A 17,050-nucleotide genomic window follows, 5' to 3' on the forward strand; every position below is an offset into this window, starting at 1 on the left:
CCCACCGGTACAGCGGCCGGGCCGGGGTTTCTGACCCGCGACAAGTGGCCCATCATGTTCTAGACCTTGCCTAGTCACAAAGCAGGGCACAAAAACGGCCCTCGCGCGACATCGCGTCGCACGGGGTCGGCGGGACCGGGGCGCGGCCTCAGGCAGGCTTGCGCTCGGTGCCCGGCTTCTCCTCCACCGGCTCCGGCTCGGGGACCGGGGCCGGGACCGGGGCCGGGTCAAGCGGGTCGAACCCGCGGCTGCCGATGCCGGGGCCGTTCTTGGATCGGCGCACGGGGGTCTCCTTCCCCGCGGGCACCGGGTGCGCCCGCCACGGCCGGGGTCTACCCCCGCTGGCGGCGGGCAGGCGGACCTGGCCGGGACAGGCCATGAACCCTTCCAGCGTGCTTTGTCCGCTCTCGTCAAGGGTCAAGTTTGGTTCCGGCTGTGCCTATTCCGGACCCAGCGGTCAAACACGGAGCCGAGCGGACCAGCCGGCTGTCATCGCCTGACCTTCCTGAGGTCGCGCATGGTGCTGGAGTCACCGCCCTCGGCGGCCTTGTGGTGCCAGACCTCTGCTTCCTCGATCTCGCCTCGCTCCTTCAGCAGGCCCCCGAGGTTGTTCATGGCGTAGGTGTTGCCGCCCTCGGCGGACTTGCGGTACCAGGACTCCGCCTCAACCACCTCACCACGCCCCGCTAGCAGGACCCCGAGGTTGTTCATGGCGTAGATGTGGCCGCCCTCGGCGATGGCGCGCCGGTACCAGGACTCCGCCTCCCCCACCTCCCCCCGACCCGCCAGCAGGGCCCCGAGGTTGAACATGGCGTCGGTGTGGCCGCCCTCGGCGGCCCTGCGGTACCAGGACTCCGCCTCCCCGACCTCACCACGCTCGTCCAACACGATCGCGAGGTTGCACATGGCGTAGGTGTTGCCGCCTTCGGCGATGGCGCGCCGGTACCAGGACTCTGCTTCCCCCACCTCCCCCCGACCCGCCAGCAGGGCCCCGAGGTTGAACATGGCGTTGGTGTTGCCGCCCTTGGCGGATTTGCGGTACCAGGACTCCGCCTCCCCGACCTCACCACGCTCGTCCAACACGATCGCGAGGTTGTTCATGGCGTAGGTGTTGCCGCCCTTGGCGGATTTGCGGTACCAGGACTCCGCCTCCTCGGCCTCGCCTCGCGCCTCCAGCAGGGCCCCGAGATCGACCATGGCATCGGTGTTGCCGCCCTTGGCGGATTTGCGGTACCAGGACTCCGCCTCCTCGGCCTCGCCCCGATCCTCCAGCAGGGCCCCGAGATCGACCATGGCGTCGGTGTCGCCATCCGCGGCAGCGCGGCGCAGGCACGCTTCGTCATCCTCGGGTTCGGTGGGAAGCGGTCGGGTCTTCGCCAGGGGTGGTGCGGCTTGTCCGGTCAGGAGCATGTCCCAGACCTGGCGTGCGGTGGGCCGCCGTTCGGGGTCCTTGTCCGTGCAGGCCAGCACGATGCCCAGCAGCGGGTCGGCCAGGTCCCCGGTCTGGGGCGGGTGGTTCAGCACACGGTTGATGCGCGCGGCCTGGGTGGGGCCGGGGAACGCTTCGGCGCCGGTGGCGGCGTAGACCATCACCGCGCCCCAGGCGAACAGGTCCGCGGCCGGCCCCAGGGTCGTGCCCTCGATCTGCTCCGGGGCCATGTACCCCAGCGTGCCGATCCGGGTGGCCGAGGCGGTATCGGCGTCCAGAGCGCGGGCGATGCCGAAGTCGATCACCCGCGGCCCGTCGGCGGCCAGCAGGATGTTCGGGGGCTTGAAGTCGCGGTGCACCACCCCGGCGGCGTGGATCGCCGCCAGCGCGGTGATGGTCTGCACCGCCAGCCGGTGTAGGTCCCCGCCGGTGCGCGGACCGTGCTCGCGCACCGCCTGGGCCAGGGTCGGGCCGTCGATGTACTCGGTGGCGATCCACGGCCGCTCGGCGTCGGGGTCGGGGTCGGCGTCCAGGATCTCGGCCAGGCAGAACCCCTGCACCCGGCGGGCGTTGACCAGCTCCTGGGCGAAGTAGCGGCGCACCTGAGGATCGGCGGCCAGGTGCGGGTGCAGCAGCTTGACCGCCGCCCGCCGCCCCGTATCGTCTTGGCCCAGGAACACCGACCCGAACCCGCCCGACCCCAACTCGTGCAGCAGACGGAAGTCACCCACCCGCTGTCCCGTTTCGGTCATCGCTACCTCTGTCCGTCTGTTGTACGCCCCGAACCGGGCCGAGCCCGGCTTCCCAGGATCCCCCGCCCGGGGCAGCGAGAGGTCGCGGACAGGTCACAAAGCCCGACCCCGTGCGGAGACCGGGACTTGTCCACAGGCAGGGTCAGCCGGCGGGCTTGCGCTCGGGGCCGGAGCAGGCCATGGCCCCCTTCGGGCTTACTTGGTTCACCCCCCAAGATCGCATGGCACTTGTCGGCATCGACCACGCGGGGCCGGCCGCCCTTGCGCCCGGCCCGGGGGGGTGGTCTGCTGTCAGCTGGCGGTGCAGCGGCCGCCGCGTGGAGGATGTCGGTGTGTTCGCGTACCTGGGCGGCCGGCTTCGTGGCGCCCCGTAGCTCTGAGGGCTCTTGGTCTCCGACCACGCTTGGGCGACCGACAGGCGCTTGCATCAGTTGCTGCTGGGGGCCTGCCAGAGGCCGACGACCGCGTCGGTGAGACGGGTCGCGAGATCATTCCAGGTGAGCTGGCGGGTGACGGCGTTCTCGGCGAGGGCGCGTTCACGCTCAACGCACATGTTGACGATGAGGTGGCTGGCCATGTTGAGCCGCTCGGCGCGGATGTCCGACGGCGGACCGGGCAGGGTGTGCGTCAGGTGGGCGATCAGTAGTCGCAGGGAGGGTGATGCGAGGGCCTCCTCCTGTGAGATCTCGCGCAGGGCGGGGTCGGATGTCACCTGGATGCGGAAACGGGCGTACCAGGTGGGTGAGCCGAGGTCCTCGAGGTGCTCGGTGAAGGGGCGGACCAGGCAGGAGATCCAGGTGCGGATGTCCTCGGAGCCGGCGGCCTCGGTGACGAGCCGGGAGCGGATCTCCTCGATCCGGTCGGCGTGGGTACGGACGATCGCACGGATGAGGTCCGGTTTGCCGCCGAAGTGATAGGTGACCGCGGCGTTGTTGCCCTGGCCGGACTCCTCGCTGATCTTGCGCGTGGACACCGCGTGCACGCCGTGCACGGCGAACAGCCGCTCGGCGGTCTCCAGCATCGCCTGCCGGGTGTCGGTACCTCTCTCGGCCCGCTCGGTCCTGCCTGCCACCTCTGGTCCATCCTTCCGGGGTCTTCCTCCCGCCACGTTCAGTCCATGCTCTCGCACCGGTCGCCTCACGCAGCCCTCGTCGACCTGCGGCGCAGACGGCACGGGGACGGGCCACGACTGCCCGCCGACAAACCTAAATCAGGTGCTTTACTTATTTAAAGCACTTGGTTCAAGCATTCGTTCGAATGGAGAGACCCCTCGTGTCACAAGCACGCGCAGCCAGGAACGGCAGCACCACGGCGGCCATCTCGTCGGGTACCTCCTCCGCGAGGTCGTGGCCCGCGTCGAAGACGTGCCCGGTGACGTCGTGCGCCACGAACCGTGCCTGCTCCGCGTTGCGCTCGCCGATGAAGGCGGAGCCGCCGAGCGCCAGGTCGGGGATGTCGAGCTTCTTTCGGGCCGCCTCCCGGTTCTGTTCGGCATCGGTGAGCATCGTCCGGTAGACGGCGAGCATGGCGCGGATGCCACCGGGCAGGGAGTAACAGCGCACGTACTCCTCGACGGCCTCGGGGGTGGCGGTGTCGGGGTGGCTGCGCTCGTTCTTGATCATGTAGGTGATCAGTTCGCGTTCGTGCCCGGAGATCAGCATCTCGGGCACGTCGGGCTGGAAGTAGAAGCCCCGGTGCCACAGGTGCATGCCGGAGACGTTCTCGGGGGTGAGGGCCGTGTGGTCCTCGAAGCCGAAGCCGGGGAGCAGCGCCTCGGCGAAGACGAGGGAGGTGACGTGGTCGCGGTGGCGGGCGGCGAGCTGGTAGTCGATCACCGCGCCCCAGTCCTCGCCGATCACGGCGTAGGTCTCGTGTCCGAGGCCGGCCGCCAGCCCGGCGATGTCGTCGCTCATCGTCCCGGAGTCGTAGCCGTCCGCAGGGCGGGCGGAGTCACCGAGACCGCGCAGGTCGGGCACGACGACGGTGTGGTGGGGCGTCAGCTTCGGGACCAGGCGGCGCCAGTGGTAGCCCGTCTTGGGCACGCCGTGCAGCAGCACCACGGCGGGACCGGACCCGGCCGTCCGATAGTGCAGGCTCGTTCCGTTGACGGTGGCACGGCCGGTGCGCATGGGCGCTCCGTCATGGTCGTACGTCATGGGACATCCGATTTCTTGATCGTTCGTTACAGAATGAGGGCATGACAAAGTCCGGCCCGGGCCGCGAGGGCCGCGTCAGTCGAGGACGGTCAGCGCGACGTCGACGAGGGGTTCGAGGGAGCGGTCCGGGGTGATCTTCGAGGAGACCAGCAGGCCGTTGAGGAAGGTGACCAGGAAGGCGGCGACCGTGTGCGGGTCGTGGCGCTCGGCGATCTCGCCCCGGTCCCTCGCGGCCCGCAGCACCTCGGCCAGCGCCTCCCGGCTCGCGTCCTGCATGTCGCGCACGGTGTGCCGGGTCGCCGCGTCCTGCGGCAGCCTCTCGCAGGCGGCGTTGACGGCCAGGCAGCCCTGACCGCCGCGCTCCACGGCGACGCGGATCCGCTCCGTCAGCAGCGCACGGATCGCCGCTCGGGCGTCCGCCCCCTCCTCCAGAGCGCGCAGGGCATCCGCCGCGAGGGTGGTGCGGTAGTGCTCCAGCGCGGCCCGGTACAGGCCGTCCTTGCCACCGAACGCCGCGTACAGAGACCCCTGCCCGATCCCCAGGCGCTGGGTCAGGTCGCGCACCGAGGTCGCCTCGTAGCCACGCGCCCAGAACAGCTCCATGGCGCGGCCCACGGCCGCTTCGGTGTCGAACTCCCGGGTCCTTGCCATGGCCCCACCGCAACCTATCTGGATCGATCGATCAAGAAAGCGTATGCGGCCGGACCATGCGCTGACTCGAAGACCGACCCCACGGCACTCTCCGTCGGCGTCCCGGCGATAGCGCGGAACTCGCGCATGAGCAGTTCGTACGCGCCGACCAGCGTGAAGGACGGCCAGGTGTGGATGATCCGCGACCACCAGGAGGGCTCTGGCACGATCACTTCTTCCGGCTGTGATCGAGGAGCTCTCCCAGGGTCGGGAGTGACGGGCGGGTGGTGGGAGACACGAACGTCTCCCAACGCTCCCACCATGGCGGAGGGCCCCGCCGGGCCCTCCGGGCCGTGCGGGCGCCCGACCCGCGGGTCAGGGCCGGACGCCGTCGACCTCTTCGTGGTAGGTGCGGCGGGTGCGCTCGGTGTGCTCGCTCATGAGCAGGCGGGCGCGGGCCGCGTCGCCCTGCTCGATGACCTCGACCAGCTGCTCGTGCTCGTCCCAGGAGGCCGAGCCCCGGATGCCGGCGACGGGTGCGTAGTACCAGCGGACCCGGCGGTCCACCTGGGCGGCCAGTTCGGCCAGCACCCGGTTGCCGGAGGCCTCGGTGACGGCCCGGTGGAAGTCGGCGTTGGCCTGGACCACGGCTTCGGTGTCCGCGTGTTCGGTGGCCGCCCGGCCCGCGGAGACGAGCTCGCGCAGGTGCCGGATCTGCTCGGGCGAGGCGTGCTCGGCGGCGAGCCTGGCGGACTCGGCCTCCAGCATCGCGCGGACGGCCAGGAGCTGGTCGGCCTCGCTCTCGGTGGGCGTGTGCACGAACGCGCCGTAGCCGGGCCGCAGGTCCACCCAGCCCTCGTTGCTGAGCCGCTGCATGGCCTCGCGGACCGGCTGGCGCGACACGCCGAGGGTCCCGGCCAGCTCGGTCTCGACCAGGTGCTGGCCGGGTGAGAGCGCCCGGGTGGTGATGAGGTCGAGGATGGCCTCGTAGACGGACTCCCGCAACGGAACCGGGCGCTGGATCCGTCCTGCGACGGCGTTCAATCCCTGCGAGGACATGAGGAGTCTCCAGATTCCGGCTGCGTGGTCGGGTTCACTGTAGACAGTCTACGAAGTGCAGAGGGTCCACGGGTCATCGGGGCGTCCCGACGAGTTCGACGAGTCCCGGCGTGCGGGCGGGCGGGACGACCGCGAACGCGTCGGCCACGGCGGCCGCGCGCAGGTCGGCGGAGCCGCTGGAGGGCAGCTCCACTGCGAGGTCGCGGCTCACGCGCACCGGGACCAGCCGCACGTCGGAGGCGTGGGGACGGGTCTCGCCGATGAGCCGGGCCCGCTGCCCGGTGTGGGCCGGGTCGCGCCGGCCCGCCCGGCCGCTCAGCGCGGGGACGAGCAGGGTGAGGGCGGCGACGAGGGCCGCGCCGGGGTTGCCCGGCAGCCCCACGACCACGGCGCCGGAGGGCAGGACCGCCAGGGCCTGCGGGTGGCCGGGGCGGCAGGCCACCCCGTCGACCACGAACCGCGCGCCGAGGCCGGTCAGCGCCGCGCGCAGGTGGTCGGCCGGGCCCTTCGACGAGGAGCCGCAGACCGCGACCAGGTCGGTCCCCGACACCTCGTCCAGTGCCCGCTCCAGGTCCTCCCGCCGGTCCGCCAGCAGCTCCGGGGGCGCGCACGCGCCGCCGGCCCAGGCCACCAGCCCGGGCAGCACGGGGCCGATCGCGTCGCGCACCGCCCCGGGGCGCGGGACGCCCTCGCGCACCACCTCGTCGCCGGTGACCAGGACGCGGACCCGGGGGCGGAGCACCGGCAGGGCGTCCCGCCCCAGGCCCGCGGCCAGGCCCAGGAGCGCGGGGGTGACGGGGCTCCCGGCGCGTGCGACCACCGTCCCGGCCGGGGTGGTCTCGCCCCGCAGTCGCAGGTGCTCCCCCGGCTCGGTCGCACCGCTCAGGAGCCCCGCGCCCCCCGGTCCCGGCGCGCCGCCCCGGTCTCCGGCGGCCGCCGCCGGGGCGGCCCCTCCCGGCCCGGCCGGAGCCAGGGTGGCGCGCTCGTAGGGGAGGACGGAGGTGGTGCCGTCCGGAGCGATGGCACCCGTGGCTATCTCCACCGCCTCCCCCGCGTTGAGGCGGGCGACGGGCCCGCGGTGTCCGGCCAGTGCCCGGCCCAGGACGGTCCAGGGCCCCTCGCCGCAGACGGCGTAGCCGTCCATGGCGGCGCTGTCCAGGACGGGGACGTCGACCGCGGAGACGAGGTCGGCCCCGAGCGTGGAGCCGAGGGCCGCGGAGAGCGGCACCTCCTCCACGGGCGTGGTGCCCTCGGCGCCGGCCTCGCGCGCCAGCTCGCGGGCGCGGTGCCAGGGTGTCGGCGCGTGGCCCCGCCGACGGCCGTGGAGACGAAGAACCAGAGAAGTTTCCGGGGCGACCGAGTCGGGCATTCCTTCTCTCCCTGCCGAGGTGAGGAGACGAACACCACAAAGCATACTGTATACAGTATGGTAAATGGAAGGAGTTCCCATGCGCATCGCCGTCCTCGGCGCCGGAGCGATCGGCGCCTACGCGGGCGCCGCACTGCACCGCGGCGGAGCCGATGTCCACCTCATAGCCCGCAACGAGCACCTGCGGGCCCTGCGCGAGCGGGGCGTCCGGGTGCTCAGCCCCCGCGGCGACTTCACCGCGCACCCCCACGCCACGGACGACCCCGGCGAGGTCGGCCCCGTGGACATCGTCCTGCTCGGCCTCAAGGCCCAGCACTACGCCGCGTGCGGCCCGCTGCTGCGCCCGCTTCTGGGCCCGTCCACCGCCGTGGTCGCCGCGCAGAACGGCATCCCCTGGTGGTACTTCCACGGGATCGGGGGGCCGTTCGCCGGCCGGAGGATCGAGAGCGTGGACCCCGGCGGCGCGGTCAGCCGGGCGATCCCGGTCGAGCGCGCCATCGGCTGCGTGGTCTACGCGGCCACCGAGATCGTCGAGCCGGGGGTGGTCCGGCACATCGAGGGCACCCGGTTCTCCATCGGCGAGCCCGACCGCTCCGACTCCCAGCGCTGCCGCGACCTGTCCGCGGCGATGGTGGCCGGCGGGCTGAAGTGCCCGGTCGAGCCCGACCTGCGCGTGGACATCTGGGTGAAGCTGATGGGCAACATCGTCTTCAACCCGCTCAGCGCGCTCACCCGCTCGACCATGGCGCAGATCTGCCGCCACCGCTCGACCCGGGACATGGCCCGCACCATGATGAACGAGACCCTGGACGTGGCCGCCCGGCTGGGCGTGCACCCCGACATCTCGGTCGAACGCAGGCTCGCGGGCGCGGAGCGGACCGGCGACCACCGGACCTCCACCCTCCACGACCTGGAACGGGGCCGGCCCATGGAGCTGGACGTCATCCTGTCCGCCGTGGTCGAGCTGGCCGACCTCACCGGCGCCCCCGTGCCCACCCTCCGCGCGGTCGACGCCGTGGCCGGCCTCCTGAACCAGAGGGTCTCCGAGCCCGCCCCCGCCTAGCCCCCCGACCCCGGAGCCGGCACCCGCGCCCCCTCCCGGACCACCCTTTCCCCGGACCGCCCATTGCCGCGGCCTTCAACATTGCATACAGTATTCTCTCCAAGGCCACGAACTCCAAGCGAGGCCACATGCGTCGTTCCGAAGACTTCTCAGCCCCCTATGACCGCCTCACCACTCCCCTGGTCCGCGAACACGGCGAGCTGCGCCCGGCCTCCTGGGAGGAGGCCCTGGACCGCGCCGCGGCCGGGTTCCGCCAGGGCATCGAACGCCACGGGCCCGACTCCTTCGGCATGCTCTCCTGCGCCAGGGCCACCAACGAGATGAACTTCATCGCGCAGAAGTTCACGCGCGTCGTCGTCGGCACCAACAACGTCGACTCCTGCAACCGCACCTGCCACGCGCCCAGCGTCGCGGGCCTGGCCGCCGCCTTCGGGTCCGGCGGCGGCACCTCCTCCTACGCGGAGATCGAGGACACCGACCTCATCGTCATCTGGGGCGGCAACCCGCGGTTCGCGCACCCGATCTTCTTCCAGCACGTGCTCAAGGGCGTGCGCAACGGGGCCCGGCTCTTCGTCGTGGACCCCCGGCGGACGTCCACCGCCGAATGGGCCGACCGCTGGCTCGGCCTCAACGTGGGCACCGACATCCCGCTGGCGCACGCGATCGGCCGGGAGATCCTGCACGCGGGGCTCGCCAACGAGTCCTTCATCGAGCGCGCCACCAGCGGCATCGACGAGTACCGCGCCCTGGTGGAGCCGTGGACGCTCGCCGCGGCCTCGGCCGAGACCGGCGTGCCCGCAGAGGCCATCCGCGAGCTCGCCCACACCTACGCCCGCGCCGAGCGCGCCCAGCTGTGCTGGACCCTCGGCATCACCGAACACCACAACGCGACCGACAACGTGCGCGCGCTCATCAACCTGTCCCTGCTGACCGGGCACGTGGGCAGGTACGGCTCCGGGCTCAACCCGCTGCGCGGCCAGAACAACGTGCAGGGCGGCGGCGACATGGGCGCCATCCCCGACCGGCTGGTCGGCTTCCAGGACATCCTGGACCCCGAGGTCCGGGCGCCGTTCGAGCGCGCCTGGGGCCGCCCCATCCAGGGGCGCAAGGGCCTGAACCTGACCCAGATGTTCGAGGCGATGGAGGAGGGCGAGCTCAAGACCCTCTACGTCATCGGCGAGAACCCCGTGCAGTCCGAGCCCGAGACGCACAAGACCACCGCCCGGCTGCAGGCCCTGGACCACCTGGTGGTGCAGGACATCTTCCTCACCCGCACCGCCGAGCTCGCCGACGTCGTGCTCCCCGCGAGCGCCGCCTGGTGCGAGTCGGACGGCACCTTCACCAACAGCGAGCGGCGCGTCCAGCTGGTGCGCAAGGCCCTGGACCCGCCGGAGGGCGCCAGGGACGACATCGAGATCATGTGCGAGCTGGCCAACCGGCTCGGCCACGAGTGGGAGCGCCCGGCGGCGGAGGAGATCTGGGACGAGGTGCGCTCGCTGTCCCCCATGCACCGGGGCATGACCTACGCGCGCCTGGCCGAGCTGGACGGCATCCAGTGGCCCTGCTACTCCGAGGACAGGGTGGAGCCGAGCTATCTGCACTCCCGCCTGTGGTCCAAGGACCCGGCGCTGCGGGGCGACCCCGCGCCGTTCGGGATCGTGGGCCACTCGCCGCCGGTGGACCTGCTGGACGAGGACTTCCCGTTCCGGCTCACCACCGGCCGCCGCCTGGACGACTACAACACCGGGGTGCAGACCGGGGGGTTCTCCTCGCCCCTGCGGCGCGGTGAGCTGCTGGACCTGTCCCCGGAGGACGCGGCCAAGCTCGGGATCGAGGACGGCGAGACGGTCCGCGTGACCTCCCGCCGCGGCTCGGTCCTGGTCCCGGCCTCGATCACCGAGTCCATGCGGCCGGGCCTGGTGTTCATGACCTTCCACTTCCCGCACCAGGTCGACACCCAGCTGCTGACCATCGACGCCACCGACCCCATCGCGGGGACCGCCGAGTACAAGGCGGCCGCCGTGCGGATCGAGCGCCTCGGCCCCCGGACCCCGGCCGAGCGCAGGGACGCCCCGGACGGGGCGCTCCGCTAGCCCGGGAGGGCGAAGGGTGGACCGTCTCCCAGCCCCCTGGCGGGACGGTCCACCCCGTGTCCGTTCGACCGGACGCCCGGAGCGACCGCCTCCGCCGACGGATTCGCATCGGTGACGAGGGTTGTCAATCCGGAACTCCCATCCTACTGTCTTCTGTATACAGAATCCTGTGATCTGTCTTACACGATTGAGGTGATCCGGGCGTGGACCTGCGACTTCTGGACGAGGCGGCCACCGAAGCCGAACGCGACGCCGTCGACTCACTCCTGGGCACGCCCGAATCCGGCTGGGACGGCGGGACGCGCCGGGACTCCGACCTGCGCTACGCCAGGGGCGGCCACGCCGCCCGCGACCGGCGCGACCTGCTCCTGCCCGCCCTGCACGCGGTCAACGACCGGGTGGGCTGGATCAGCCGGGGCGCGCTCAACCACATCTGCCGCAGACTCACCGTCCCCCCGGCCGAGGCCTACGCCGTCGCCTCCTTCTACGCGATGTTCGCCCTGCACGAGCGCCCCCGGAGGGTCGTGCACCTGTGCACCGACATCGCCTGCGCGGCGGCGGGCTCGGGCGCGCTGCGCGACCGGCTGGCCGAGCGCCTGGGCCCTCCCGGAGCCGCTTCGGAGGCCGCCGGCCCCGACGCTCCCCCCGTCACCTGGCACGAGAGCCCGTGCCTGGGCATGTGCGAGCGCGCCCCCGCGGCGCTCTCCCTCCAGGCCGGGGCGCCGGCCCGGTACGCGGTCGCGGCCCCGGCCACCCCCGACGGGCTCGACTCGCTCACCGAGGGCGCGCCCCGCGGGGAGGAGCCGACCAACGGCCACCGCCCCCACGGCCCCGGGACCGCCCACCCCACCACCTTCCACCCCGAGCCCCTGCCCGGCGCCTCCCCCGAGCCCCGCCCCGAGGACGCCGTCCCCGACGCGGGCTCCCCCGACCACGTCCTCCTGCGCCGGATCGGCCGTGTGGACCCGCTCAGCCTCGACGACTACCGCTCCGCGGGCGGGTACGCCGCACTGCGCGAGGCCCTGCGGCTCGGCCCCGCCGGAGTGATCCGGGAGGTCACCGACTCCGGCCTGGTCGGCCGGGGCGGGGCGGCCTTCCCCACCGGGCGCAAGTGGAACGCCACCGCCCAGCAGCCGGACACCCCGCACTACCTGGTGTGCAACGCCGACGAGAGCGAGCCGGGAACCTTCAAGGACCGCGTCCTCATGGAGGGCGACCCCTTCTCCGTCGTCGAGGCCATGACCATCGCCGGGTACGCGATCGGGGCGCGCACCGGCTACCTCTACATCCGGGGCGAGTACCCCCGGGCCCTACTGCACCTGGAGAACGCCATATCCCTGGCCCGGGAGCGCGGGCTGCTCGGCACCGACATCATGGGGTCGGGCTTCTCCTTCGACATCGAGATCCGGCGCGGCGCGGGCGCCTACATCTGCGGCGAGGAGACCGCGATCTTCGGCTCCATCGAGGGGCAGCGCGGCGAGCCCCGCACCAAACCGCCGTTCCCGGTGGAGAAGGGCCTGTTCGGCAAGCCGACCACTGTGAACAACGTGGAGACCCTGGTCAACGTCCTGCCCGTGCTGCTGATGGGCGGACCGGCGTACGCGGCCGTGGGCACCTCCGGGTCCACGGGCCCCAAGCTGTTCTGCCTGTCGGGCGGGGTGCGCCGCCCCGGCCTGTACGAGCTGCCCTTCGGGGCCACCCTGGGCGACCTGATCGAGGCCGCGGGCGGGCCGCCCGAGGGGCGCTCGATCAGGGCCGTGCTCCTGGGCGGGGCCGCCGGCACCTTCGTCCGGGCCGACGAACTGGACATCCCGCTGACCTTCGAGGGGGCGCGCACCGCCGGGGCGTCCCTGGGCTCGGGCGTGGTGCTGGTCCTGGACGACACCGCCGACCTGCCCGCGATCCTGGCACGCGTGGCCGCCTTCTTCCGCGACGAGTCCTGCGGCCAGTGCGTCCCCTGCCGGGTCGGCACGGTGCGGCAGGAGGAGTCCCTGCTGCGGCTGCGCGCGGGGGCCTCCCCCGCCAAGGAGATCCCGCTGCTGCGCGAGGTCGGGCGGGCGATGCGGGACGCGTCGATCTGCGGCCTGGGCCAGACCGCCTGGAACGCCGTGGAATCCGCGATCGACCGGCTGGGCCTGTACTCCGAGGACGGCCCCGCGACCGAGACCCCCGCCCCCGGCGGCACAGCAACCCCAGCCCCGGGCGACCGGGCTGCGACCGAGGAGGCCCGATGACCGTCCCCGTACTCCTGCCCGCCCCCAAGAGGCTGATCGACGCGACCATCGACGGCGAGGCCGTCCGCGTGCCGGAGGGCACCACCGTGCTCGAGGCCTGCGCCGCGGCCGGGACCGAGGTGCCCACGCTCTGCTACGGCGACACGCTCACACCGCGCAACGCCTGCCGGGTGTGCGTGGTGGAGGTGGAGGGCGCCCGCACCCTCGCCCCGGCCTGCTCCCGCAAGCTGGAGGCCGGGATGAGCGTGTCCACCGACTCCGAGCGGGTGCGGCACAGCCGCAAGCTGGTCCTGGAACTGCTGGGCTCGTCGGTGGACCTGTCCACCACGCCCCAGATCGCCGAGTGGATGGAGCGCTACGAGGCGGACCCGGACCGGTTCGGCCCCCGGGCCGAACCGGCCGCGCTCGGGGTCCGCGACGCCCGGCACGCGGGCGAGCACCGGCCCGGCGACGGCTCGGTGGCCGAGACCGTGGAGCAGCCCGCCAAGGTGGACAACGACCTCTACGTGCGCGACTACTCGAAGTGCATCATGTGCTACAAGTGCGTGGACGCCTGCGGCGACCAGTGGCAGAACACGTTCGCGATCGGGGTGGCCGGGCGCGGGTTCGACGCCCGCATCTCCACCGAGCACGACGTGGAGCTGCCCGATTCGGCCTGCGTGTACTGCGGGAACTGCATCGAGGTCTGCCCGACCGGGGCGCTGTCGTTCACCACGGAGTTCGAGATGCGCAAGGCCGGCACCTGGGACGAGGAGCGCCAGACCGAGACGACCACGGTGTGCACCTACTGCGGGGTCGGGTGCAACGTGACCCTGCACGTGCAGGACAACCGGATCGTCAAGGTGTCGTCCCCGCACGACAACCCGGTGACGCACGGCAACCTGTGCATCAAGGGCAGGTTCGGCTTCCAGCACGTGCAGCGGCGCGGCGACGGCTGACCCGCGGGCGGAGGCCGGCCCCCGGGGCGGCGGTCCGGCCTCCGCACCGATTTGACGCTTCGTCCCCTCGACATCGAATGTCGGGAGGAGTAGACCAGTAGACGGCTCGGACGCCGGAAGGCGGTGGTGGGGCATGGGACGGGTGACCGCCCGTGAGAAGGTCCTCCGGATCAGGGAGGGTGTCGGAAGCGAACGCGTGGACACCTTGGTCGTGGAGGAGCCGCTGGAGATCAGGCTGGACGGCTCCCCGCTGAGCGTCACCATGCGCACCCCCGGGAACGACTTCGACCTCGCCGCCGGGTTCCTGGTGGGCGAGGGGGTGGTGTCCGAGGGCCCGCAGGTCACCGCCATCCGCTACTGCGCCGGGGCCACCGAGGACGGGTCCAACACCTACAACGTGCTGGACGTGTCCCTGGCCCCCGGGGTGCCTCTCCCCGACACCTCACTGGAGCGCAACTTCTACACCACCTCCTCGTGCGGGCTGTGCGGCAAGGCCGGCCTGGACGCCGTGCGCACCAAGGCGCGGTGGTCGGTGGCCGACGACGGCCTGCGGGTCGGCGTCTCCACCCTCACCGGGCTCCCGGACCGCCTGCGCGAGGCCCAGCGGGTGTTCGACCGCACCGGCGGGCTGCACGCGGCCGGGCTGTTCACCGCCGAGGGCGAGCTGCTGGCCCTGCGCGAGGACGTGGGGCGGCACAACGCGGTGGACAAGCTGGTCGGCTGGGCGCTGCGCTCCGGGCGGCTCCCGCTGCGCGGAACCGTGCTCATGGTGTCCGGGCGCGCCTCCTTCGAGCTGGTCCAGAAGGCGTGGATGGCGGGCATCCCCATGATGGCCGCCGTCTCGGCCCCCTCGTCCCTCGCCGTCGAACTGGCCGCGGAGGCGGGCATGACGCTCGTCGGCTTCCTGCGCGGCAGTTCCATGAACGTCTACAGCGGAAGGGACCGCGTTCTCCTGGAGAGGGCGCTCACCGCGCCCTCGGCGGCCCCAGGGGCTGCGCACCCTCCGCACCGGTAGGCGCGGCCCTGGCCGGTGCGTTCCAGCCCCCCGTACCGCCCAGGGCCGATACCGGACCTCCGCGAGGCCGCCCGAACATTCGAGCGGCCTCGCGGCACGTCGGGGCCCGGGGCGCGCCCCCGTCCTCCGCGTCCCTCCGTGCACCCAGGTCCGGTGCCCGCCCCGGCCGGCGCGGGCGCCGGACCGGGACGGGCGGTGGCCGGGCCCCTAATGGACGGCGCCCTCCCATCCCCGGGGACGGAGCGTGTAGTGCGGGAAGTTGCCGGGCGGCCGCTCGTCGGCGGGCCCCCGGGTGACCGCGTGCACGAGGAGCCCGCCCCCGACGAAGGCCCCGCGCCAGGAGTCGCCCAGGCCGCCGAACAGCTCGTCGCGGTCGCCGCGCGAGCGGGGGCGGTTGACGCCGACCTTGAAGGCCCGCACGCCGGCCGCCAGGCGTGCGGCCGTGTCGGTGTCGTCGCAGGAGAGCGTGGCGACCAGGGCGCCGTTGCTGGCGTTCATCGCCGCCATGAGCTCGGCCTCGGTGTCGACCAGCACGACCGAGTCGACCGGCCCGAAGGGCTCGGCGTGGAAGAGCGGGGAGGACCTCGGCGGCTCCAGCAGGGCCACGGGCGCCATGTAGGCGTCGGTGTTCTGGCCGGGGAGCAGCAGGGCGTCGGACAGGGACCCGCGGTACAGGGGCACCGCCCCGCCCGCGACGGCCTCCGCCACCCGGTCGTTGAGCTCCTTGGCCTTGGCCGCGTTGATCAGCGGCCCGAAGTCGAGTTCGGGCAGGTCGTCCCCGGGGTCGGCGACCGCGAGCGGGTGGCCGAACCGCACCCCCGCCGCCGCGGCCAGGTACGCCTGGAGGAAGTCGGCGAAGCGGGACCTCTGCACCACGAACCGGGGGTAGGCGGTGCAGCGCTGCTTGGCGTAGTCGAAGGTCTTGCGGATCTGGCCGGAGAGGGTGTCCCAGTCGTCGTACTCCCAGACCCCCCAGCAGTTCAGCCCCTCCTGTTCCAGGATGTGGGGCCGGTCCAGGTCCGCCAGGTCGGCGGCGACCCGGCCGCCGGTGTCGCGGCCGCCGACGAAGGACACGCAGCCGATCTCCGGGCTGCGGACCAGTGCCGGGGAGAGGTCTCTGCCGCCCCCTCCGACCAGGGTGAACGGGAGGCCCTCCGCCACCGCCAGGGCGACGGCGAGAGTGAGGCACACGAGCCCGCCGTCGGTGGGCGTCTTGGCGATCACCCCGTTGCCCGCGAGGGCCTGCACGCACATGGCGTGCGCCAGGACGCTCATGGGGTAGTTCCAGCTGGCGATGTTGCTGACGGGCCCCTCCAGCGGCCGCCTCCCGTCCAGCATCCCGTCGATCTCGTCCAGGTACCACTCCACACCGGAGATGGCGCGGTCGACGTCCTGGCGGGCCAGCCGCCAGGGCTTGCCGATCTCCCAGACCAGCGCCAGGGCCAGGGTGTCCCGGTGCTCGCTCCAGGACCGGACCGCGGCGCGGACGCGGGAGCGCCGTTCCTCGAGAGGGACGCGGGTCCAGGCGCGGTGCTCGATCGCGGCCGCCGCCACGGCCCGGGCCGCGGTGGAGGTGTCGAGCATGGGCGGCCCGGCGATCTCGGTGCCGTCCACCGGGGAGTAGGAGGTGCGCGGCCGCCCGTCGGCGCGCCAGCGGCCGCCCCAGCGGTTGTGCACCCGGTCGGGCCCGAAGGCCTCCGGGGCGATCTCGCGGCAGCGGGCGTACAGGGCCGCCCACTCCGTACCGGGTTTCAGGGTCGTCGCCGTCATGCGGTCGCGGGCGCCTCCGCCGCAGCGGAGCCGTCCCCCTCCTCTCGGTCTTCGGCGGCCGCCAGGGCGGCCCGGACGAGCCCTGCGGTCTCGGTGGGGGTTCTACCGACCTTGACGCCGGCGGCCTCCAACGCCTCCTTCTTCGCGGCCGCGGTCCCCGAGGAACCCGACACGATCGCGCCCGCATGACCCATGGTCTTGCCCTCGGGCGCGGTGAACCCCGCCACGTACCCGACCACCGGCTTGGACACGTTCTCCTTGATGAACGCCGCCGCCCGCTCCTCGGCGTCCCCGCCGATCTCACCGATCATCACGATCACATCGGTGTCCGGGTCGGCCTCGAACGCCGCCAGCGCGTCGATGTGCGTGGTCCCGATGATCGGGTCCCCGCCGATCCCGACGGCGGAGGAGAAGCCGATGTCGGCCAGCTCGTACATCATCTGATAGGTCAGCGTCCCGGACTTGGACACCAGCCCGATCCGGCCCGGCTTGGTGATGGTCGCCGGGATGATGCCCGCGTTCGACTGGCCCGGGGTGATCAG

At 72.8% G+C, this 17,050-nt stretch carries 13 protein-coding genes and 1 pseudogene; 5 read left to right on the forward strand and 9 right to left on the reverse strand.

What is annotated here, in order from left to right; genetic code table 11:
* Positions 1-148: 148 nt before the first annotated feature.
* The 7 genes from ACFVNO_RS16330 to ACFVNO_RS16360 all read right to left on the reverse strand — a co-directional run bounded on the left by ACFVNO_RS16330 (position 149) and on the right by ACFVNO_RS16360 (position 7,395).
* On the reverse strand, positions 149-283 hold the full coding sequence (locus ACFVNO_RS16330; RefSeq protein ID WP_378893372.1) for a hypothetical protein: 135 nt from the start codon (positions 281-283) through the stop codon (positions 149-151).
* Positions 284-489: 206 nt separating this feature from the next.
* On the reverse strand, positions 490-2,181 hold the full coding sequence (locus tag ACFVNO_RS16335; protein WP_378893375.1) for a serine/threonine-protein kinase: 1,692 nt from the start codon (positions 2,179-2,181) through the stop codon (positions 490-492).
* 427 nt (positions 2,182-2,608) lie between these two features.
* Positions 2,609-3,253 (reverse strand): TetR/AcrR family transcriptional regulator, encoded by a 645-nt coding sequence (locus tag ACFVNO_RS16340; protein ID WP_378893378.1) that lies wholly within the window; start codon positions 3,251-3,253, stop codon positions 2,609-2,611.
* Between the two features lie 169 nt (positions 3,254-3,422).
* A complete protein-coding gene (locus tag ACFVNO_RS16345; protein ID WP_378893381.1) occupies positions 3,423-4,337 on the reverse strand; it encodes an alpha/beta fold hydrolase in 915 nt (304 codons plus the stop codon).
* 75 nt (positions 4,338-4,412) lie between these two features.
* Positions 4,413-4,988 carry a TetR/AcrR family transcriptional regulator gene (locus ACFVNO_RS16350; RefSeq protein WP_378893384.1) on the reverse strand — a complete coding sequence of 192 codons (576 nt, stop codon included), beginning with the start codon at positions 4,986-4,988 and terminating at the stop codon, positions 4,413-4,415.
* Positions 4,989-5,342: 354 nt separating this feature from the next.
* Positions 5,343-6,026 carry a GntR family transcriptional regulator gene (locus ACFVNO_RS16355; RefSeq protein ID WP_378893387.1) on the reverse strand — a complete coding sequence of 228 codons (684 nt, stop codon included), beginning with the start codon at positions 6,024-6,026 and terminating at the stop codon, positions 5,343-5,345.
* A gap of 73 nt (positions 6,027-6,099) precedes the next feature.
* Positions 6,100-7,395, reverse strand: coding sequence for a molybdopterin-binding protein (locus ACFVNO_RS16360; protein WP_378893390.1), 1,296 nt, complete (start codon positions 7,393-7,395; stop codon positions 6,100-6,102).
* Between the two features lie 79 nt (positions 7,396-7,474).
* Here ACFVNO_RS16360 and ACFVNO_RS16365 point away from each other — a divergent pair, with 79 nt between their 5' ends.
* The 5 genes from ACFVNO_RS16365 to fdhD all read left to right on the forward strand — a co-directional run bounded on the left by ACFVNO_RS16365 (position 7,475) and on the right by fdhD (position 14,738).
* Positions 7,475-8,458 (forward strand): 2-dehydropantoate 2-reductase, encoded by a 984-nt coding sequence (locus ACFVNO_RS16365; RefSeq protein WP_355266677.1) that lies wholly within the window; start codon positions 7,475-7,477, stop codon positions 8,456-8,458.
* A gap of 128 nt (positions 8,459-8,586) precedes the next feature.
* Positions 8,587-10,551, forward strand: coding sequence for a molybdopterin-dependent oxidoreductase (locus ACFVNO_RS16370; protein WP_355266674.1), 1,965 nt, complete (start codon positions 8,587-8,589; stop codon positions 10,549-10,551).
* Positions 10,552-10,754: 203 nt separating this feature from the next.
* Positions 10,755-12,785, forward strand: a complete 2,031-nt coding sequence (locus tag ACFVNO_RS16375; RefSeq protein WP_378893395.1) for an NAD(P)H-dependent oxidoreductase subunit E — start codon at positions 10,755-10,757, stop codon at positions 12,783-12,785.
* The gene (locus tag ACFVNO_RS16380; RefSeq protein WP_355266668.1) at positions 12,782-13,723 is read left to right on the forward strand and encodes a 2Fe-2S iron-sulfur cluster-binding protein; all 942 of its coding nucleotides are present in this window, start codon (positions 12,782-12,784) and stop codon (positions 13,721-13,723) included. Before ACFVNO_RS16375 ends, ACFVNO_RS16380 begins: the two co-directional genes overlap by 4 nt.
* Before the next feature lie 133 nt (positions 13,724-13,856).
* Entirely contained in the window at positions 13,857-14,738 is an 882-nt protein-coding gene (gene fdhD, locus ACFVNO_RS16385; protein WP_220560514.1) for a formate dehydrogenase accessory sulfurtransferase FdhD, read from the forward strand.
* Positions 14,739-14,945: 207 nt separating this feature from the next.
* On the opposite strand, the gene ACFVNO_RS16390 is transcribed toward fdhD, so the two are convergent.
* Together ACFVNO_RS16390 and ACFVNO_RS16395 are read right to left on the reverse strand one after the other, a co-directional pair.
* Positions 14,946-16,508 (reverse strand): aldehyde dehydrogenase family protein, encoded by a 1,563-nt coding sequence (locus ACFVNO_RS16390; protein WP_355266662.1) that lies wholly within the window; start codon positions 16,506-16,508, stop codon positions 14,946-14,948.
* Positions 16,505-17,050: pseudogene (locus tag ACFVNO_RS16395) on the reverse strand (succinate--CoA ligase subunit alpha); the annotation flags it as partial. The gene ACFVNO_RS16390 and the pseudogene ACFVNO_RS16395, both read right to left, overlap by 4 nt.

Origin of the sequence: Nocardiopsis sp. NPDC057823 (assembly GCF_042797335.1) — a bacterium.
Lineage (GTDB): Bacteria > Actinomycetota > Actinomycetes > Streptosporangiales > Streptosporangiaceae > Nocardiopsis > Nocardiopsis changdeensis.